Raw genomic sequence first — 19,369 nt, 5'->3', positions numbered from 1 at the left:
GTTAATAAGGCAATCAATACGTCTCAGGAAAAATAAGAGGTATTGCAATGTTGCACATGAGGTGCGAGTCGATATTAGTGTGCGTTTTTGGGCGTTTTTATTCCCTATAAACTATGGTGATATCAAATTATTGCGTATGAATTTGATATAGCGCTTAAGCGAGGAAAGCGCAAATTAAGGAAGCGTAAATAAATGGTAAGTGAAGCTAATTAAAAGTGCCTAATAACGCGTTTAATTCTATTTACCCTGCGTTCCACCGCTGTAGGCCTTGCCTGGCCTGCGATGGCGCGCACGGTGCGGGCTGTAATACGTAGGCCTTAAAGTGCGAGAAATTCGATCGTAATCACAAAATTTCATTTAAGTAATTGAGGGTTACTGTTTTAGTATTAGTTAAGTTAAGAGTGAATATATTATATTTAAGGGCGATTATTTTTATATATAAGTTTATTTGCCTGTATTACCAAAGACTGCTACTGACGCGGTGGTAAATAAAGTAAAGGATTTTGGCTTAATTTTCGCTGTTAATTAATGCTGGCCAGAGATATAGTTCCCAATACGTTGATATTTATCCGAAGTGCAGGGCACTTTTATGAAGACATAGCGCAACGGCAAAAGTCATGTAGCGTAAAAAGTATTGTTAAGCTTTTTGCTAAGCGGGCTCGCACAAAGCAACAAAAACGCAGGGCGTAACAAGATGAAAAGGGTATAGTTTATGGGTGCACACGTTTTTGATGAGCCGGAAATTATGTCACCTTCAACACCACCCATAAGCCAGACTGAGCCAAAACCTGACCTCACCATTGGTTTTTTGCTGATGAAGCAATTTACTCTGGCCTCCGTGGCCGGGTTGGTTGAATCTCTGCGTTTTGCCGCTGATGAATCCTTTTCCAGTCGGCAAATCTTTTGCCGCTGGGAGTGGATGACCTGCGATAATAAGCCCGTTACCGCCAGTTGCGGGTTGCCGGTCTCACCCACCGCCGCGTTAGATTTCAGCAAACCCTGGGATTACTTCGTGGTGGCGGGCGGTCTGCTGGAGGAGACGCGCCAGCCGCCCGGCTGGTTGTTAACGGCTCTGCGGGATCTGCATGCGCGCAATATCCCTATTATCACGCTCTGTAGCGGCGCGTTTGTGGCGGGTAACGCCGGGCTGCTCGACGGGCGTCACTGCGCCATCCACTTCACCACCCGGGATGAGTTCCGCCTGCGTTTTCCGAAAGCCATCCCGGTTATTGATAAAACCTACATCAAAGATGGCGGGATCATTACGTGTCCGGGCGGTACGGCCATCGACCTGGCGGCAGATCTGATTCGTCAGCATTGCGGACTGGTACGTTCGCAAAAGGTCCTGAAATATCTGCTGGTTGAAGAGGCTCCGACACGCCAGGCGAAACGCAAAGCCTCGCTCAGCGAACCGGATGGTTACGATAACGAGCTGGTCAATAAAGTCATTGAGTTTATGCAGCATCATCTGGACTCGCCGGTGCCGCTGGCAGAGGTGGCAGACTTTGCTGGCGTCACATTCCGCCAGCTTAATCTTATCTTTACGAAGTGTACCGGCCACTCGGCGGCGGTGTACTGGCGACGCATGCGTCTGGAGCGGGCGCGTAAACTGATGGCCGACTCCAGCAACAGCATCGGCGCTATTGCTATAGCGACCGGTTTTGCCGATGCGACCCATCTCATCTCGTGGTTTCGCAAGCAGTATGGCGAAACGCCGGGCTCGTTCAGAAAACGGCGGCGGGAAGTGGAAAAGCTGGTAAAAGAGTAAGGGCTGCGATGCAGCCCTTTTTATTAGAGTGTATTGCGTCGGGTGAGCGGCGCGTTGAGGGTCACCTTTTGCCGGGGGGCATCATCCAGCGACGCGGCATCCTCCAGGCTCCGGGCGTTGGTCTCTGGTGCCAGGAACCAGGAGACAATCAGCCCGAAGAAGGTGATGGCCGCCGCAATGTACATGGTGTTGCCAATCCCCAGGGTTTGCAGGGAAACCGGCACCAGCCAGGTGCCCACCGCCGCGCCAACGCGTGACAGCGAGGTTCCCACCCCAACCGCACCTGCACGAATTTCAGTCGGGAAAATCTCGTTTGGATAGACCAGCTGCAGTACCTGCGCACCTCCGATAAAGAGCGCATACAGGCCAAACATCAGCAGAATGACAGGCGAGGGGCCATCACGCAGCAGGCCTAACAGCAGAAGCGCCAGGCCGGACCAGAGGAAGCTTTGCAGCAGCAATTTACGGCGGCCCAGAATATTCACCAGGCGGGTGGCAACGATACAGCCCACCACGAACAGCAAGGTAATGGCTACCGATCCCCAGGAGGCCCAGGCGCCGCTCAGGTGCAGGGCATCCAGTACTTTTGGCGCAAAGGCGTAGACGGCAAATACCGGGATCACCGAGCAGGTCCAGAAGATGGTCACAAACGCCATGCGTTTGCCGTAACCCGAGTGCAGCAGGCTGGCGAACGACAGGTTTTTGCTTTCGGCCTGCACTGGCAGGTTATCCAGGCTAAAGTCCGGCCCGTAAACCTGACGAATGATCGCTTCGGCTTCCGCGTGGCGTCCTTTACTCATCAGCCAGCGTGGTGATTCCGGCGTACCCAGACGCACAATGAACAGCAGGGCACCAATCACTGCGGTGCTGGCCAGCGCCAGACGCCAGGCCTCCGGGCCGCCCAGGTGCAGGATCGCTTCCCCGGCCAGGTAGGCGGTCGCCGCACCGGCAAACCAGAGAATAGTGAGGGTGGCGAGGCAGGGACCACGGTTTTTCTTCGGCAGAAACTCGACCAGGAAAGCGGTGGCAACCGGGTACTCAATGCCGACCGCCACGCCGTTCAGAAAGCGCAGGGCGAAGAGCATCTCGCCGCTCTGCACCCAATACTGTGCCAGCGAGCAGACCACAAACAGGGTCGGCCCCACAAAATAGAGCACGCGTCTGCCCAGACGGTCGGTCAGGGCGCCGCCAACAAAGCCGCCAAAAAAGATGCCTATCAGCGCCGAAGCGGCAATAAGCCCTTCCCAGAAGGCGCTCAGGCCGAGAGCAGGGGAGACCTTCATCATGGCGATGCCGATAATACTCAGCACATAGCCATCGACAAAGGAGCCGCCGCCGGAACGAACGGTCAGTAACCGATGAAAACGATTAAGCGGTACGTCTTCAACTGAAAGGATATTTGACATGATAACTCCTGTCTTTTCCCGACGTCGTTGAATAATCAGTAATAAGAGGACGAAATAAATAGCAGAGGCGATGACTATTTATTTAGACCGAGCGAAGCTCATACCGTTAATCAAACGAATACGGAATAAATGTAGGTCAGGTAAGATCGATAAAGTGTTATCCAGAGCAGATATAGCGATCTTAATAAAACAATGAATGAATTTATCGGTTATTGAGGCTGATTCATGACAGGTACTCCTCCGGTGCAGGATGGTCGGATAAGATGTTATTTATATCTATTATGGTCTTACTTCACTTTACGTCTTGCGGGAGGTGTACCCCCCGCAGACGGATATCAAGAACGCTCGTCAGATAACTTTGCCACCGGGACGGTGCGCGTCGACCACCAGCAGATAAGCGAGCCGAGACTTACCATGGCGGTACCCTGCCAGAAGGCCATCGTCAGCTGTGAACTGAGGATAAACGCGGCCAGCACGGCAGAGATAATCGGAATAAAATAGGAGGCGGCGGCCAGTATCGTCACGTTGCCATGCAGGATGCCGACGTTCCAGGCGGCATAACCGAAGCCCATAGCGATGGCCGCGAGCAATAAACTTATCCACGCTTTCCACGATAAAATAAAGTCCGGCTGAGGCGAGGTGAGAAATTTCACCCACAACGTCAGGGCCGTCAAAATAAAGAACAGGGTAATACCATTATTGCCTTTAGCGATTAATTTCGTGACCACGCAATATATTGCCCAAATCACCGCGCCGCTAAATGCCAGGCCATAACTTAGAGGATTGTCCATTACGTTGCGGGTCATTTCGTTTACGGAGAATCCCTGGTCCCCGCCCAGCACCCGGCCAATGCCAATGATGGCGATGATCACCCCGGGTATAATTAACGGGCTGGTTTTCTGGCGGGTAACGATCACCGTTAACAGAATGGTCAGACTCGGCCAGAGGTAATTGACCATACCCACTTCGATGGCCTGCCGTCCGTTATGGGTAAAGCCCAGCGATAACGACAGGCACAGCTCGTAGCAGACAAACAGAATGCTGCCGAGGATCAGATAGCTCGGTGGGAACTGGCGAATTTTCGGCAACCCAACGGTAAAGATCAGCAGTATCGCGCTGCAGGTGTAGATCAGCGCCGCGCCTCCTACCGGGCCAAACCCCTCGCTCACGCTTTTAATCAAACCCACAATCGCACTCCACAACAGGATCGCTATCAACCCGATGAGTGTCGCTTTCTTCTGGGGCATACCCTACCTCTGTTTACAATTTGGTCACAACCAGGCGCTGTGTAGTCTCTTTCTGTTAAATCCTGGTTAAATTCAGTCTTAAAATTATGCCTCTCAACTCTCACTGTAAATACGCCTTCATCCGCAATAATCCCGGAATGTGATCGTTATCGGAAATCATATAGAAAATTACTACGCTTGATATCACAATTTAACTTAATGAAAATAAAAGAGAATTATTTTTTCTTGTGTAGAAATATACGGTAATTTCGTATTTATGTTGTATTTTCTATGTATACAAAAAATATTCATTCATTGACCTTTTTTACCCCCTTGTGCAAATTTTTAACAAACGCACGCCATCACGGTTGCGTAGCTGACTGTTACGGTCATGAATTTCCCTGGAGGTTATCGTGTTTACATTTGAAGGTATCTACACCCCGGCCATTACTCCTTACGCAGCCGATGGCAGCATTGATTTCGTGCGCTTTGCCGAGGTGCTGGAGTCGCTGATCGAGGCGCGCGTCCACGGCATTATCATTGGCGGCTCTACCGGCGAGTATTACGCCCAGAGTCCGGAGGAGCGTAAAGCGCTGGTGGAGCACGCGCGCAGCGTGATAGGTACCCGTCTGCCGCTGGTCGTGGGCACCGGCGCAATCCGCACTGAAGATGCGGTGGACTACGCAAAACATGCCCGCGAAGCGAAAGCCGATGCCATCCTCGTGACCTCTCCGCCCTATGCCCTGCCGACCGAGCGGGAAAATGCCCATCATGCGTTGACGGTCGACAAAGCCGCACAGCTGCCCATCATGCTCTATAACTACCCGGGCCGCATGGGTATCACCATGGGCGAGACCTATTTCACCGAAGTGAGCCGCTCGGCGAACGTGGTGGCGATTAAAGAGAGCTCAGGCGATTTCAATAACCTGCATTTGCTGGCCTGCAAATTCCCGAACATTGCGCTCTCCTGCGGCTGGGACGATCAGGCGCTGGAATTTTTCGCCTGGGGCGCGCGCAGCTGGGTCTGTGCAGGTTCCAACTTTATCCCCCGTGAACACGTGGCGCTGTATGAAGCCTGCGTGGTGGAGAAAGATTTCGACAAGGGGCGCAAGATCATGGCTGCCATGATGCCGCTGATGAACTTCCTCGACGGCGGAAAGTTTGTGCAATCGATCCGCTACGGTTGCGAACTGAACGGCCTGACCTCGGGGGCGGTACGTGCGCCACTGCAGGGGCTGGACGAAGAAGAGAAAGCCCAGTTGAAAGCCGTCATTGCCGATGTGAAACGCAACGTGGCTGCGGCGACAGCGGCATAAGGGGGCAGAATGAGTCAGTTGCAAACAGTGGATGACGTTACTGCCATCGCCCGGGCGTTGCCCCTGGCCAATAACGCCTTTATAAACGGCCGCTTCGTGGCGGCCAGCGCCGGGAAGAGACTGCCCACCCACAACCCGGCGACCGGCGAGCACATTACTGATATTGCCGCCTGCGACGTTGACGATGTCAACGCGGCGGTGAGCGCCGCGCGCGCTGCCTTCGAGGCCGGAAGCTGGAGCAAGCGGGCACCGGGCGAGCGCAAAGCAGTGCTGCTGAAGCTGGCAGAGCTGATGGAACAGGAGGTTACGCAGCTGGCGGTGCTGGAGAGCCTCGACAGCGGCAAGCCCGTGAGTGAATGCCTGACGGTGGACGTGCCAGAAACCATTCATGTCCTCCGATGGCACGCCGAAGCCATCGATAAGCTATACGACCACACCGCCCCGGTGGGCGAAGGGGCGATGGCGTTGGTGGTGCGTGAAGCCATTGGCGTGGTGGGCTGCGTTCTGCCGTGGAACTTTCCGCTGCTGATGCTGGCCTGGAAGCTTGGCCCGGCGCTGGCGGCGGGCTGCTCGGTGATCGTCAAACCGGCGGAACAGACCTCTTTAACCGCGCTGCGGGTTGCCGAACTGGCACATCAGGCGGGCGTTCCGGCGGGGGTACTGAATATCGTGACCGGTACCGGGAAAGCGGTGGGCGAGCCGATTGGCCTGCATCCGGATATCGATATGGTGAGCTTTACCGGCTCTACCGCCACCGGACGGCGTTTCCTGCACTACGCCGCAGAGTCAAATCTGAAGAAAGTGGTGCTGGAGTGTGGTGGCAAAAATCCAGCGCTGGTGTTTGCCGATGCCGAAGATCTGGCGAGCGTGGCCGGGCACGTGCTCAACGGTGCTTTCTGGAACATGGGCGAGAACTGCTCTGCCACCTCGCGCCTGCTGGTTCAGGACGAGATAAAGGAAGCGCTGCTGGCAGAGATGGCAAAACAGATGAGCGACTGGCCGATGGGCAATCCGCTCGATCCGCAGAACCGCCTCGGCAGCCTGGTTTCAGAGGAGCATTTCAGTAAGGTCAGCGGCTATCTGGAGACGGCGCGCCAGGAGGGGCTGCGCATTATTCACGGCGGGGACACGGAGCAGGGGGTTTATGTGCAGCCCACGGTTATCGACGGCGTAACGCCGGCGAGTGCGCTGTTCCGCGAGGAGATTTTCGGCCCGGTGCTCTGCGTGACCTCCTTTAAAACCGAAGCTGAAGCCGTCGCCCTGGCAAATGACACCCCCTATGGACTGGCCGCATCGGTCTATACCGGCAAGCTCAACCGGGCGATCCGCGTTTCGCGTGCCATCCGCGCAGGCACGGTCACCGTCAACTGCTTCGGTGAAGGGGATGCCACCACCCCGTTTGGCGGCTATAAGCAGTCGGGCTTTGGCGGACGTGATAAGTCGGTCTTTGCGCTCGACCAGTACACTGAACTGAAGACCATCTGGATTGATGTTCCCACAGACGATGCCTGACACGCACAGGAGAGGGCTGCCCGCCGCCGTTATCGGCAGGCAGCCTGCGCGTTCAGCCTGAGCTGACGGAGATGAAAAACCATCTGTTTGCCGCCATGCCTGACGGCCTGGAAAAGCGAGTCCACTTCTACTTCTGTATTCTGGTCGCGATGGGTCTTTCCAGACAGCATGGGCGTATTCGGACGAACCGGCAGAAAAATGCCTTTCTGATGAAATGGTTAAAAAATGCGAGCGACGGGATGAGCTTTCGCCAGTTCGCCACCAGCGAAATTGCCTGGCTGCGTAGTGAGATCTTGCGCCATCCCCCGGATCGGGATCCTGAACCGATGTTGCAGTTGATTTGGCAAACCGCTAATGAGCTGAAAAATCATCGTTAATCGTTGAAAAACTGGGGCTATTCGCGGAATGAGAAGAGGTGATTTATTTTTGCTGTATACCGCCTTTTTCTGTAGGTTAACCGCAGACACTGGCCACTCACCCGGTTTTTCAGGAGGCGACAATGAGGACGGGAAAAGCAGCGCTGTATGAGGATCTGAAGCGTCTTATTTTAACCATGGAGCTGGATCCGGATGAACTGCTGGATGAAGCCAGCCTGACGGCGCAATACGGCTTGTCCCGCACGCCGGTCCGCGAAGTGTTTCAGCGCCTGGCGGGTGAAGGCTATCTCGAAATTGTTGAAAAACGGGGCGTACGCGTCATTCCCATGAGCCACTCGACGCTGCGTAACTTTTTCCTTGTCGCACCGATGATCTATGCAGCGACCGGGCGACTGGCGGTGCAACACTTTAAACCGGCGCAGCTTAAAGCGCTGAAAGAGACGCAAAAGCGGTTTCGCAAGGCAGCACAAACCCATGACGCTCAGGCGCTGGCGCTGGAGAACAATCGTTTTCATGAAATTATGGGCGAGATGGCGGCTAACCCCTATCTGCAGCCGAGCCTCGGAAGGCTGCTGATTGACCACTGTCGTATCGGACATACCTTTTTCCGCCCGCAAAACGACGATATGGCGCGGCGGTTGCAGCTGGCGGCAGACCATCATGACGCCTTTATTGCCGCCATCGAGGCGCGCGATGAGCAGGCGGTGGTTGACCTGGTGTTCGAGCACTGGGAGCTGTCGCGGGAAAACATGGAGATCTTTATTGCCCCCCAGGGGCTGAAGGCCGATCTAGTTTCGCCACCTGAAGGCGATAAGCGCTAACCCCACGCCTTGCGCCTGTCGGCCTCCGCTGGCAGGCCTGTCTCTCTGCATCCTCTCTATTTCACGGCTTTATTGCTGCGGCTTTCCCCTGAGCGTTGCACAACATTTTTTTAACCTGGTTACTATTTTTATACTTTATGTATACATGAGATATATATCACGTATTCATTTTAGCAACATGGCTAACATTATTTCAGCATCACCTGACCTGTGCGCCCCGCAGCGTAGGCAGGTGAATTTGAAAAGAACCCAGCGTACCGGAGTAATAAACGTGCAAAAGATCACCTCGCTGCCGGCGGATGACGCCCTGCCGGGCTGGTATCACACCAGCCAGGCGCGTACCCCTCGTCCTGCCCATGTGGGACAAAAACATGCCCGCTGGGCGATTGTCGGCGCAGGCCTTACTGGTCTGGCCGCTGCCCGACAGCTGGCGCTCAACTTTCCTGACGATGAAGTGGTGCTGATTGAGGCCCAGGAGGTGGGCTATGGTCCGTCCGGGCGCAACGCCGGATTTGCCATCGACGTGCCGCACGATATCGGGGCAAAGGATTACATTGGTGATGTGAAAACCGCTAAGCTGATCCTGAAACTTAACACCCTGGGGCAAAACATCCTGCGCGCGATTGTGAAAGAGCAGGGCATTGACTGCCAGATGTCCGACTCGGGTAAGTATCAGGCTGCTGTGGGGGAGCAGGGCGTTGCCATTCTGGAGGCGTATCGCCGTGGGCTGGAGAAGATTGGCCGTGACACCGAGATGATCGCCGGCAAGGATCTGCCGGACCACATTGGTACCTCCTATTATAAGCAGGCGCTGTTTATTCCTGGCACCATGCTGCTGCAGCCATCCGCGCTGGTGAAGGGGCTGGCAGATAGCCTGCCCGCGAACGTAACGCTGTATGAATACACCCCGATTACTGCCATCAACTATGGCGATAAGGTGACCCTGATACATGACAAGGGCTGCATCACCGCCGATAAGCTGATTCTGGCCAACAACGCTTTTGCCTCACACTTTGGCTTCCTGCGTGGCCGCCTGCTGCCTACGTTTCTCTATGGCAGCCTGACCCGTCCGCTGACGCCAGAGGAGCAGGCCGGGCTGGGCGGCAAACCGGTATGGGGCGTGATCCCGGCGCATCCGTTTGGCAGTACCGTGCGCCGGACGGTAGATAACCGCATCCTGGTGCGGAACAGTTTTAGCTTCCACCCGGATGGCCGTCCGCGTGAACAACATCTGAATAACTTTATCGCCAACCACCGTAAGTCGTTCGAGCGCCGTTTCCCGACCCTTGATAAGGTGGATTTTGAATACTCCTGGAGCGGGGCGATCTGCCTGTCGGAAAACCATGAAGGGTTCTTCGGCCAGCTGGCGCCGAATGTCTATGGCGCGCTGTGTTGCAACGGACTGGGAATTACGCGCGGCACCGCCACCGGCACGCTGCTGGCCGATATGATTGCCGGCGAGCGTAATGAGCTGATTGACTTCCTGGCGGCCTCGCCGGGGCCGAATAAAACCCCGCCGGAGCCCTTCCTGTCGATTGGGGTGAACTCGGTGCTGAAGTGGGGGCAGTTCAGAGCGGGGCTTGAGGTTTAGGGGGAGCAAAGCAGGCCCTGGTCAGGGGTCAGGCTCATCCGCCGCTGACCAGGGCAGTAATCGAAGAGGGTACCGTGGCAATAATCCTGATCGCTTTGCCCTGAGGGGGACAGATAAATTCGTGCAATCTTTAACCCTGAGCCTGACCCTGGTATTGGCCCGTCTCTCACATCCTGCCGAGTTCTGTATTGCGGATGCTTTTTAGAATGTACGCTTTAAGCCAGTCAGAGGACTTCTTTTTACCACTGCGTTTATGTGAGTATATTTTGACGGTAAAAGGCGGGGCGCTAAAAGGCAGTTTGAAGGTTTTCACCCGGGTTAAGGGCGCAAGCTGTGCCGCGACAAATGATGGAACGGCCATCAGCAATTCGCTTTCCGCAATCACATACGGTGAACTCAGCATCGAAGGGGTTTTCAGCGTTATCCGCCTTTCCAGCCCAAGACGCGCGAGATGGGTGTCGAGTAACCCTCTCTTCTCATTCCAGGGGGTGACGACCAGATGCCCGGCGGCAAGATACTCGTCGAGCGACAGGCTTTCTCGGTTGCCATTGCTTATCACCACGAATTGATCGCTGAATAAATCTATTTCATCCAGGTCAGGATGTTTCACCTCATCAGGTTCGCTAAAACTCAGCGCCAGGTCGACCTCTCCTGCCAGCAACTCGTTCAACGCCGGGTTATGCGGCAAATGACAGAGCTCAAAATTAATGCCCGGTGCCGTGTTATGGATATCTTTCATGAGAACGGGAAACACGCAAAAAGCGGTGTAATCCGTTACTGCAATGCGGAAAAACTCTGTGCTCGTCAGAGGCTCAAAGGGTTTAACAGGACTCAGGTGCTGATTCAGCGCATGTAACGCTTCGGCAATATGAGGGGCGAGCTGAAAAGCATAGACGCTGGGACACATCTTGTGACCTTCGCGGTAGAACAGAGGGTCTTTCAAAAATTCGCGTAGCCGCGTTAAGGCATGACTTAACGCTGAGGTGCTCATTGCCAGCTCCTCAGCCGCTAATCTGACGGAACGATGCCGAAAGACGGCATCAAAAATGGGGAGCAAATTAAGATCGAGACGTCTTAAAGACTGATGCACGAAATTCACCTTCTATTGATTTTATTGCACTTAATTCACTAAACAATACCGTTTATCCTTATAACTACCAAACATCATGCGGAATAATATTTATGAGTGTCACTATCAGGCAGGCAAGCCCGCAGGATGCCGATGCCATCTATAACATGATCAATGGATTATCCGTTTACCGTGAGTCTCCAAAAGAAGCGGTCCCGGACGTAGAAGATATCAGAACCTCATTGTTCTCTGCGGATACCGCAGCAGAAGCGTATATATGTGAAGTCGACGGAAACGTAGCGGGGTATTCCGTTGTATCAATGAGTTATTCGACGTGGTTAGGACGATACAGCCTGAATATGGAAGACCTGTATTTTATTCCAGACTACCGGGGATTAGGGGCAGGTAAAGCCATGCTGCAGTATATTGCTCAGCTTGCGGTTAGTCGAAAATGCAGCCGGATCGAATGGAATGTTCTGGAGTGGGATAAATCAGCGAAAGATTTTTACCTGAGCATTGATGCGCTCCCCTTGAGTGAATGGGTTCGCTATCGTCTGGATGGACCGGCGCTAGAAAGATTTGCCACGCGGGAAATAATCTAAACACTCTTAGCCATTTACTCAGTAACGTCATCTACTCGCCCAATATGCGCCAAATTGTATAAGCACGCGCAAGCTCTTCTTGTATTTTAGGATCCATTTTTCAATACGGAACCCGGAATATGATGGATATCTCCGCTCTTCTGACCACTGGCTCTGCCCGCGCTATCGGTGAAGCCATAGCCTCCGGTAAATTAACCTCTGTCGACGTGACACAATGGTATTTGGATCGCATCAAGCGTCACAATAATGGTGCGAATGGTCTTAATTGCGTCAGAAGCGTCTCCTCACTTGCTCTTGAAGAGGCGAAAGAAGCGGATGCAGAACTCACTGCAGGGCGCGTAAGAGGTCCTCTCCATGGCGTGCCTTACCTGGTTAAAGATAATGTTTTTACCACGGATGGCAGTTTTGCTTCCGCAGGCGCCGCTGCACTGGCCGAATTTGTTCCTCCCTATGAAGCAACGTTAATTACGCGTCTGCGTGAAGCCGGGGCAGTACTGCTCGGCAAAACAAACCTGACGGAATTTGCAGATTTTGTGGCAGACATCATGCCTTCTGAGTTTAGCGGGGCGGGTGGCGTGGTTCGTAATCCGTTAGGGCGACAGTATGGACGGGGGCAGGGCTCGAGCGTCGGCTCCGCCTCTGCTGTTGCCGCGGGTTTTTGTGCTTTCGCCATTGGCTCTGAAACCCAGAATTCTATTCAGGCCCCGGCAGTTCACACCTCCGTAGTGGGCTTTAAGCCTACCGTTGGGCAGGTCAGCCGCCATGGGCTCATCCCGCTTGTCCCTAGCCAGGACTCACCCGGCCCCCTGGCCCGTACGGTCGATGATGCGCTGATGATTTTTCAGGCTATTGCAGGGCCTGATATGAATGACACAGCGACACTGGCTGATTTTTCAGGTGATGCGCGCAAAGTCGAAGATTTACATGGACTGCGAATTGGCGTGCCCCGCCGCTTTATTGCCGACAATTTGGCCACCCATGAGCATCAGACGATGTTTAACGATCTTCTGAATACGCTTTCCCGGGCCGGGGCTGTAATTGTCGATCACTGTGATTTACCTGCTGCAGAGGAACTGAACGCAGTACGTTCATGCGTGTTCCGCTCTGAGTTCCATGAAAGCCTCAATGTCTTGCTCGCCCGGCTACAGCCGTGCGGTATGACTTCTATGCGTGACATTATTGAATGGAATAACGCACACCCTGAAGCGATCCCTTATGGCCAGTCGCTCCTGGAGGCAGCGGTAGAAACCCCGGGTGTCTGTTCGGCGCAATACCTCCACGACCGCAGGCATGATGTTGCGTTAAGCCTGTACAACGGTATTCTGGCCGCGCTGGAGCAGGGGAGCGCGGATATTTTGCTATCTCCGATGACCGTAGCGGCCAAATGCACTGGCAAAGCGGGCGTACCGGTCGTGGCGATACCTGCAGGTGCAGACACTGAAGGCGTGCCATTTGGGGTTACCGTTTACGGTGCGCCAGGTGATGATCTGGCTGTTCTTTATGCTGCTCAAGCCATTGAAAGGGTTATTGGTCAACGCGTTTTACCGAACGCCTGGCTGGCGGAGTGATTGCCAGAGAAAGCGCGTCATCTGTCAGTAAAACAGAAAGCATAAAAGAAAAGGGCTGCTTTTAAGCAGCCCTTTTCACTATAAATTTGTCCGGAATTGATCATTTAATCAGACGGGCAGTCATATGAACCTGATTGCCGGTATACGCTTCAGTAATGGTATACGCTGAGCCTGTGACTTTTGCCTGATTAGCAATTTTCGCTTCAGCGGCGTCCAGAGTGGCAGCCGTTGCGGTCACTGTTTGCGCATAGCTGGTGGAGGAAATCAGGGCGAAAAGGGCAACTGCGACAAAAGTTTTGATGCTGTTCATGGTCAATTCCTCAGAGTGTATTTTATAGAATGTTCAGATGTTGTCTCGATGTGTTGAATAATATAGCGGTTTATCAGGCGAGAAAATGCCATCTTATTGCTTAAGCTAATCAAATAATTTGATGTATTTCTTTTCGACCCTAAAAACGGTGGGATTGGCGGCGCATCTAAAAAAAAGACCGGCGTTTAAGCCGGTCAAGTACTGCTCTCTCAGAATGTTTTCCAAAGCTGTTATGGTTAAGCGCGCTACGGAGAAAAGCGTTAACGCACCACCTTATTCCGGGGCAACCAGATAGCGTGCAACCGGCATCTGTTCACCCTGATGGAAAGTCTGCACGCGCTGCTGAATCTTCCTGTCATTCATCGTATAGCGCTCTAGCTGCCGCAGATGCTCCATCCAGGAGCCGACAACGAAGGTCTCAACGAAAATGCCCGGCTGGAGAATATCTTCATAGACAGCCCAGTTCATACCTCCCCCCCGGCGGCGCACTCGTCGCATATCCTGCATACAGAACATGAAGTCTCGTGCCTCGTGCTGCTGAATACGATATTCATAGCTCACGCGGACCGGTCCACGGTCGTGATGAATATCGAGAGCAGGGACCGGCTCACCTATTTCACTCAGATCCAGATTGAGATCGGGATCCTTATCAAGACGCCAGCGCAGCACGGTAAGGCTGGCCAGTGCCATCCCAACTGTTGCAATACAGAGTGAAACGGCAATTCCGTAATGAGAGGCCAGTTGCCCCCAGATTGCGCTGCCAACGGTCATAGAACCAAAAAATACCGTCAGGTACACCGCGAGAGCACGGGCTTTAACCCATTTAGCTGCACTGCGTTGAGCACCAAGATTCAGCGTAGACATCACGGCTATCCAGGCGAAGCCGGTAAAGAATTCAAATGCGTTGAGCAACCAGAAGTGCCGGACAAAGGCCAGAGCAACCATTGTTATGGCAAACATCAGGCTGGCCAGCACCATTAAGCGGTCGGCACTCAAGCGCTTGCGCAAGCGTGGCAGCAATACTGCGCCGCAAATGGCTCCCACGCCAATACAGGCCAGCATGACACCATATCCCCCAGGTCCCAGACCGAGTTCGCGTCGGGCGACAAGAGGCAGCAGGGCCCAGCCGGCGCTGCCGAAAACAAAGAACGCGACAGTGCGGACTAAAACGTTACGAAGCACCGGTGCAGCATGCACGTAGCGCAGGCCGGCCCGCACGGCTGAAAAGAAATGCTCCGGCGGCAGGCGCTGCAAACTGGGAGCTTCTTTCCAGCGATAAAGTACCCAGGCTACACCCAGTACTGACAGCGCATTGAGCATAAACACCATCCAGGGGCCTGCAAACGACAGAATCAAACCACCCAGTGCCGGACCAATAGCGCGGCTAATGTTGATGCCTAATGAATTCAATGCAATCGCTGGACCGAGCTCCTCTTTTCTCACCAGGTCGGGAACGATCGCCTGGAAAGGGGGAGAACTCATGGCTGCCCCGGCGCTCATCAGGAAGGCTGCAATCAGGAGTACCGTCGGCGTGACATGCCCGGTAAAGGAGAGCAACGTTAAACCTGCAGCCGCGATAAATACCCAGAGCTGCGAAAACAGCAGATATTTACGCCGGTCAATAATATCGGCCAGAACCCCTGAAGGCAGTGCAAACAGGAACATCGGCAGGCTGCTTGCTGCCTGTACTAGCGCAACGCTCAGCGGGTCGGCGCTGAGCGTCAACATGGTCCAGTTGACCCCAACATCGTTCATCCATGTGCCAATATTAGAGACCACGGTGGCGATCCACAGCATCCGAAATACGGGCTGGCGCAGAGGTTGCCATGAGGATGTCGTTGACGCCGCAGGTGCCGGTGCGGCAACGTCGTCATGTGTGATGTCGTTGATATCGTTAACCTGCCCCATGATGCAACTCCTGACGTTTATGGACGTTAACACTCCAGCTGCCAGGGCCGGTAATAGCCAGAGTGGTAAAGATGATCAGCAGCAGCCAGCCAAACTGACCCTCTGCAACGCTCCACTCCGGATGGACAAACACCATGGCAACCAGTAACACGCCAATAATTGGCAGGCAGGCAAGGCGCGTAAACAGGCCGATCAGAATAAAAATCGGACAGACCACTTCTGCAAAAATAGCCGGAAGTAGACTCATCCATGGGCCGAGGCCGAACGGATCCTCGATTCGTGTCAGTTCTTCGCTGAAATTGAACACCTTAGGCAGGCCATGCACATGAAGCAGTAACAGGCAGCCGGTGAGACGCAGGAAGAACAGCCCCGCATTTATGCGGGGCGGCTGAGAGAATAAACTCTTCATGATTATCAGAACGCGAAGCAGCTGCAGCCGAGTGCGCCCCAGAAGGCGTTCTCCTCGGAAACGGGCAGATTGGCGCCGCGCGCAATATCATGTGAGTGGCTGTGTACACCGCATGGGCCGCTGCACTGGTGAGGCATCTGCTGCATGCCTACACGCGTTGTTGCCGTTGGAGGCGCGCTGCGGTAGTGGCCCGGTACTGTCACCACAGGTGACCACTCAGGCAGAACCGGAATGGATGGCGGCGCTTCGCTGCTGAACGAGCCGGCTGCATAAACGATTTTCCCGTCCACGACGGTCAGGACGGACTCGATGCCTTTGATCTCTTCTTCCGGAACGCTGAAATAGTCCTTGCTCAGCACGGCCATATCCGCAAGCTGGCCCACCTTGATCTGGCCCTTTTTACCCTGCTCGCTGGAGAACCATGCACTTCCCTGAGTCCACAGCATTAATGCCGTGTCACGATCCAGGCGCGCATTGACGTCATACATCTGCATCCCACCTACGGTACGACCGGACACCAGCCAGTAAAGCGCGGTCCACGGGTTATAACTTGCAACGCGGGTCGCGTCGGTACCCAGACCAACAGGCACGCCGGTTTCCAGCATGCGCGCCACTGGCGGGGTGTGGCGAGTGGCTTCAATACCATACCGCTCAGCAAAGTATTCGCCCTGGAAGGCCATACGGTGCTGGACTGCAATACCGCCACCCAGCTCTTTGATACGGTCAATGTTTCGTTGGGTGATGGTTTCCGCGTGGTCAAAGAACCAGTGCAGGCCATTAAATGGAATGTCGCGATTGACCTTCTCAAATACGTCCAGCATGCGGCTAATTGATTCGTCATAAGTGGCGTGCAGGCGGAACGGCCAGCGCCATTCAACAAGATGGCGTACTACACGCTCAAGCTCGTCTTCCATACCTGGCGCCAGATCCGGACGCGGCTCAAGGAAATCTTCAAAATCTGCAGCAGAGAAGACCAGCATTTCGCCCGCCCCGTTATGGCGGAAATAATCGCTGCCCTGTCCCGGTACCAGCATATCGGTCCATTTTTCAAAGTCTTCAAGCTCATGTCCTGGACGCTGGGTGAAAAGGTTATAGGCAATACGCACTGTCATCTGGTTTTTCTGATGAAGCTCCGCGATCACCTCGTAGTCTTCTGGATAGTTCTGGAAGCCGCCGCCGGCATCGATGGCACTGGTCAGGCCCAGACGGTTGAGTTCGCGCATGAACTGACGCGTGGAGTTGATCTGCTGTTCCAGCGGAAGTTTTGGTCCTTTTGCCAGCGTGGCATACAGAATCATGGCATTTGGACGGGCAATCAGCATACCGGTCGGATTACCGTTGGCATCGCGCTGAATTTCTCCACCCGGTGGGTTAGGCGTGTCTTTGGTATAGCCGACCACTTTTAGCGCTGCGCGGTTGAGCAGGGCGCGGTCATACAGATGAAGGACAAACACCGGCGTATCGGGGGCCGCCTCGTTAATCTCATCCAGCGTTGGCATTCGGCGCTCGGCAAACTGGAACTCATTCCAGCCGCCGACTACGCGAACCCACTGTGGGTTTGGGGTGCGAAGTGCCTGCTCCTTCAGCATACGTAACGCATCGGCTACTGAAGGTACCCCTTCCCAGCGCAGTTCGAGGTTGTAGTTCAGACCGCCGCGGATCAGGTGCAGGTGGGAGTCGTTAAGCCCGGGAACCGCGGTATGACCTTTAAGGTCGATGACTTTAGTCCCTTCACAGTGGTGTTCCATCACCTCTGCCTGTGTACCTACTTCAAGGAATTTACCGTCGCGAATGGCGACTGCCGATGCAACCGGGTTTTCACGATCGACGGTGTGAAACCGCCCATTAATAAGAATGATATCGGCTTTACCGAGGGTAACCATAAGCGCTCCTGAAATGCGATGTCCGACGTGGGAATAAGAACCGCGGACGAAGAATTGCCTGCCGTACAGACAGGATATTGGGATAGGGGATTATGTTCAGGAGCGCTGTAAAAGGTCCAGTTATACAAAGGGATAGGTATACGTTCGTATAGTATACCTATAGATAATAGTACGAAAAAAAAAAGCTTCTTAAACTGGGCCCCAGACAGTCACCAGCCGTTATAGCGGTGTAAGCATGGACGCCGGATGGCCAACATGGATGCTGTCAACCACGCCGTTATATTCGCGGAATTTCGTAACTTTTATCTATATGGACACCATCATGACCAACAGCAAACTCGAAGTATTAACGCCGCAGAACTGCCAGATCATTTTCATCGACCAGCAGCCGCAGATGGCCTTCGGCGTACAGTCAATTGACCGCCAGGTTCTGAAAAACAACGTTGTTGCACTGGCTAAAGCCGCGAAAGTATTCAACATCCCAACCGTGCTGACCACCGTTGAAACCGAAAGCTTCTCCGGTAACACCTTCCCTGAGCTGCTGGACGTTTTCCCGGGCCAGGACATCCTTGAGCGTACTTCCATGAACTCCTGGGATGACCAGAAAGTCCGTGATGCGCTGAAAGCTAACGGTAAGAAAAAAGTGGTTGTTTCTGGTCTGTGGACCGAAGTGTGTAACAACACCTTCGCCCTGTGCGCCATGCTGGAAGGTGACTACGAAATCTATATGGTTGCTGACGCCTCCGGCGGCACCACCAAAGAAGCTCACGACTACGCAATGCAGCGCATGATCCAGGCGGGCGTGATCCCGGTAACCTGGCAGCAAGTGATGCTGGAATGGCAGCGTGACTGGGCTCACCGCGACACTTACGACGCGGTAATGAACATCGCCAAAGAGCATTCCGGTGCTTACGGCATTGGTGTTGACTACGCATACACCATGGTTCACAAAGCGCCTTCTCGTCAGAAGAGCGAGCACAAAACGCTGGCTCCGGTTCCTGCTCCGGTTCGCAAGTAAGTGATCCTGGCTGGCTCTTAACGGGCCAGCCCTTACGATAAGGAGGGCCTGTGAGTCCTTTATTGATTTCTCTGGGGGCGGGTGCCTTGATCGGTGTGATGTATGCCCTGCTGAAAGTTCAGTCTCCGGCGCCGCCGGCGGTGGCGCTTGTGGGGCTGCTTGGCATGGTTATCGGCAGTGCTCTGGGTGGAAAACTGTTTCACAGCGAGGCGACGGCCTGGATGCCAGCCAGTGAACAGACGCAGGTTGCTGACCAGGCGCGTTTACCCGCACCTGCCTTCATCACTAAACAGGCGGGCTGAATATGTTTAAAACCTATTCTGTTTCGTTAGCCGTAGGCGTTCTGGCCGGGCTGGTTTATGCTGCTATCGATGTCAATTCGCCCGCACCGCCCATCATCGCGCTGGTGGGACTATTAGGCATGCAGATCGGCGAACACGCTATCCCGTTGATTAAAAAAGTTATTAAACGTGAGCCAATTAATTTTCACTGGTTCCGTCACGAGTATCACCATAAAATCGGGGACACCCCGCCGCCCTCCGGTGACAAAACCTCCTGAGTCCGCGATACCTATAAGTAGTCGAA

18 protein-coding genes are annotated in these 19,369 nt (G+C 54.1%); 11 read left to right on the top strand and 7 right to left on the bottom strand.

The genetic code is table 11. The annotated features are described in order from the left end of the window. Positions 1 to 745 precede the first annotated feature (745 nt). Complete coding sequence (locus WFN75_RS20345) at positions 746 to 1,768, top strand: GlxA family transcriptional regulator (RefSeq protein ID WP_336996745.1); 1,023 nt, start codon at positions 746 to 748, stop codon at positions 1,766 to 1,768. A 23-nt stretch (positions 1,769 to 1,791) separates the two neighbouring features. On the opposite strand, the gene WFN75_RS20340 is transcribed toward WFN75_RS20345, so the two are convergent. Together WFN75_RS20340 and yddG are read right to left on the bottom strand one after the other, a co-directional pair. Then, on the bottom strand, positions 1,792 to 3,174 hold the full coding sequence (locus WFN75_RS20340) for an MFS transporter (protein WP_336996726.1): 1,383 nt from the start codon (positions 3,172 to 3,174) through the stop codon (positions 1,792 to 1,794). Positions 3,175 to 3,509: 335 nt separating this feature from the next. Next, positions 3,510 to 4,421, bottom strand: a complete 912-nt coding sequence (yddG, locus tag WFN75_RS20335) for an aromatic amino acid DMT transporter YddG (RefSeq protein ID WP_046886085.1) — start codon at positions 4,419 to 4,421, stop codon at positions 3,510 to 3,512. A gap of 392 nt (positions 4,422 to 4,813) precedes the next feature. On the opposite strand from yddG, the gene WFN75_RS20330 reads away from it, so the two are divergent. The 5 genes from WFN75_RS20330 (at position 4,814) to WFN75_RS20310 (ending at position 10,017) form a co-directional block, all read left to right on the top strand. Continuing rightward, entirely contained in the window at positions 4,814 to 5,716 is a 903-nt protein-coding gene (locus WFN75_RS20330; protein ID WP_336996725.1) for a dihydrodipicolinate synthase family protein, read from the top strand. A 9-nt stretch (positions 5,717 to 5,725) separates the two neighbouring features. Beyond that, the gene (locus tag WFN75_RS20325) at positions 5,726 to 7,228 is read left to right on the top strand and encodes an aldehyde dehydrogenase (protein ID WP_336996724.1); all 1,503 of its coding nucleotides are present in this window, start codon (positions 5,726 to 5,728) and stop codon (positions 7,226 to 7,228) included. A 71-nt stretch (positions 7,229 to 7,299) separates the two neighbouring features. Continuing rightward, positions 7,300 to 7,605 carry a hypothetical protein gene (locus WFN75_RS20320; RefSeq protein WP_336996723.1) on the top strand — a complete coding sequence of 102 codons (306 nt, stop codon included), beginning with the start codon at positions 7,300 to 7,302 and terminating at the stop codon, positions 7,603 to 7,605. A 122-nt stretch (positions 7,606 to 7,727) separates the two neighbouring features. Further along, entirely contained in the window at positions 7,728 to 8,426 is a 699-nt protein-coding gene (locus WFN75_RS20315) for a GntR family transcriptional regulator (protein WP_046886082.1), read from the top strand. A gap of 271 nt (positions 8,427 to 8,697) precedes the next feature. Continuing rightward, entirely contained in the window at positions 8,698 to 10,017 is a 1,320-nt protein-coding gene (locus WFN75_RS20310; RefSeq protein ID WP_233800838.1) for an NAD(P)/FAD-dependent oxidoreductase, read from the top strand. Positions 10,018 to 10,183: 166 nt separating this feature from the next. Here the strand turns inward: WFN75_RS20310 and WFN75_RS20305 are convergent, their stop codons facing one another. Next, complete coding sequence (locus WFN75_RS20305; RefSeq protein ID WP_336996722.1) at positions 10,184 to 11,116, bottom strand: LysR family transcriptional regulator; 933 nt, start codon at positions 11,114 to 11,116, stop codon at positions 10,184 to 10,186. 83 nt (positions 11,117 to 11,199) lie between these two features. Between WFN75_RS20305 and WFN75_RS20300 the strand changes: the two genes are divergently transcribed. Further along, a complete protein-coding gene (locus WFN75_RS20300) occupies positions 11,200 to 11,688 on the top strand; it encodes a GNAT family N-acetyltransferase (protein ID WP_040074363.1) in 489 nt (162 codons plus the stop codon). 119 nt (positions 11,689 to 11,807) lie between these two features. Next, complete coding sequence (locus WFN75_RS20295) at positions 11,808 to 13,256, top strand: amidase family protein (RefSeq protein WP_336996721.1); 1,449 nt, start codon at positions 11,808 to 11,810, stop codon at positions 13,254 to 13,256. A gap of 100 nt (positions 13,257 to 13,356) precedes the next feature. Here WFN75_RS20295 and WFN75_RS20290 read toward each other — a convergent pair whose 3' ends face one another. The 4 genes from WFN75_RS20290 to WFN75_RS20275 form a co-directional block, all read right to left on the bottom strand. After that, complete coding sequence (locus WFN75_RS20290; protein ID WP_263616753.1) at positions 13,357 to 13,566, bottom strand: DUF1471 domain-containing protein; 210 nt, start codon at positions 13,564 to 13,566, stop codon at positions 13,357 to 13,359. Between the two features lie 273 nt (positions 13,567 to 13,839). Continuing rightward, complete coding sequence (locus WFN75_RS20285) at positions 13,840 to 15,474, bottom strand: MFS transporter (RefSeq protein WP_233800847.1); 1,635 nt, start codon at positions 15,472 to 15,474, stop codon at positions 13,840 to 13,842. Then, complete coding sequence (locus tag WFN75_RS20280; protein WP_233800849.1) at positions 15,461 to 15,883, bottom strand: DoxX family protein; 423 nt, start codon at positions 15,881 to 15,883, stop codon at positions 15,461 to 15,463. Before WFN75_RS20280 ends, WFN75_RS20285 begins: the two co-directional genes overlap by 14 nt. Positions 15,884 to 15,888: 5 nt before the next feature. Next, on the bottom strand, positions 15,889 to 17,766 hold the full coding sequence (locus tag WFN75_RS20275; RefSeq protein WP_040074365.1) for an amidohydrolase: 1,878 nt from the start codon (positions 17,764 to 17,766) through the stop codon (positions 15,889 to 15,891). 322 nt (positions 17,767 to 18,088) lie between these two features. Between WFN75_RS20275 and WFN75_RS20270 the strand changes: the two genes are divergently transcribed. From WFN75_RS20270 to WFN75_RS20260, 3 genes are read left to right on the top strand one after another with little or no spacing between them, the layout of a single operon-like run. Next, entirely contained in the window at positions 18,089 to 18,784 is a 696-nt protein-coding gene (locus WFN75_RS20270) for an isochorismatase family protein (RefSeq protein ID WP_233800851.1), read from the top strand. Positions 18,785 to 18,834: 50 nt separating this feature from the next. Continuing rightward, the gene (locus tag WFN75_RS20265; protein WP_233800853.1) at positions 18,835 to 19,086 is read left to right on the top strand and encodes a DUF1427 family protein; all 252 of its coding nucleotides are present in this window, start codon (positions 18,835 to 18,837) and stop codon (positions 19,084 to 19,086) included. 2 nt (positions 19,087 to 19,088) lie between these two features. After that, a complete protein-coding gene (locus WFN75_RS20260; protein WP_040074368.1) occupies positions 19,089 to 19,343 on the top strand; it encodes a DUF1427 family protein in 255 nt (84 codons plus the stop codon). Positions 19,344 to 19,369: the final 26 nt, after the last annotated feature.

Origin of the sequence: Leclercia sp. UBA7405, assembly GCF_037152215.1 — a bacterium.
In the GTDB taxonomy this organism is placed as follows: Bacteria; Pseudomonadota; Gammaproteobacteria; order Enterobacterales; family Enterobacteriaceae; genus Enterobacter; species Enterobacter pneumoniae.
This window is presented reverse-complemented; position numbering and strand designations above follow the sequence as displayed.

Excerpts from the sequence above, each read along its gene's own strand:
- WFN75_RS20295 (WP_336996721.1), top strand. The coding sequence starts at position 11,808 with ATGATGGATATCTCCGCTCTTCTGACCACTGGCTCTGCCCGCGCTATC.
- yddG (WP_046886085.1), bottom strand. The coding sequence starts at position 4,421 with ATGCCCCAGAAGAAAGCGACACTCATCGGGTTGATAGCGATCCTGTTG.
- WFN75_RS20280 (WP_233800849.1), bottom strand. The coding sequence starts at position 15,883 with ATGAAGAGTTTATTCTCTCAGCCGCCCCGCATAAATGCGGGGCTGTTC.
- WFN75_RS20345 (WP_336996745.1), top strand. The coding sequence starts at position 746 with ATGTCACCTTCAACACCACCCATAAGCCAGACTGAGCCAAAACCTGAC.
- WFN75_RS20290 (WP_263616753.1), bottom strand. The coding sequence starts at position 13,566 with ATGAACAGCATCAAAACTTTTGTCGCAGTTGCCCTTTTCGCCCTGATT.
- WFN75_RS20340 (WP_336996726.1), bottom strand. The coding sequence starts at position 3,174 with ATGTCAAATATCCTTTCAGTTGAAGACGTACCGCTTAATCGTTTTCAT.
- WFN75_RS20270 (WP_233800851.1), top strand. The coding sequence starts at position 18,089 with ATGACCAACAGCAAACTCGAAGTATTAACGCCGCAGAACTGCCAGATC.
- WFN75_RS20275 (WP_040074365.1), bottom strand. The coding sequence starts at position 17,766 with ATGGTTACCCTCGGTAAAGCCGATATCATTCTTATTAATGGGCGGTTT.
- WFN75_RS20315 (WP_046886082.1), top strand. The coding sequence starts at position 7,728 with ATGAGGACGGGAAAAGCAGCGCTGTATGAGGATCTGAAGCGTCTTATT.
- WFN75_RS20285 (WP_233800847.1), bottom strand. The coding sequence starts at position 15,474 with ATGGGGCAGGTTAACGATATCAACGACATCACACATGACGACGTTGCC.
- WFN75_RS20325 (WP_336996724.1), top strand. The coding sequence starts at position 5,726 with ATGAGTCAGTTGCAAACAGTGGATGACGTTACTGCCATCGCCCGGGCG.
- WFN75_RS20260 (WP_040074368.1), top strand. The coding sequence starts at position 19,089 with ATGTTTAAAACCTATTCTGTTTCGTTAGCCGTAGGCGTTCTGGCCGGG.
- WFN75_RS20300 (WP_040074363.1), top strand. The coding sequence starts at position 11,200 with ATGAGTGTCACTATCAGGCAGGCAAGCCCGCAGGATGCCGATGCCATC.
- WFN75_RS20320 (WP_336996723.1), top strand. The coding sequence starts at position 7,300 with ATGAAAAACCATCTGTTTGCCGCCATGCCTGACGGCCTGGAAAAGCGA.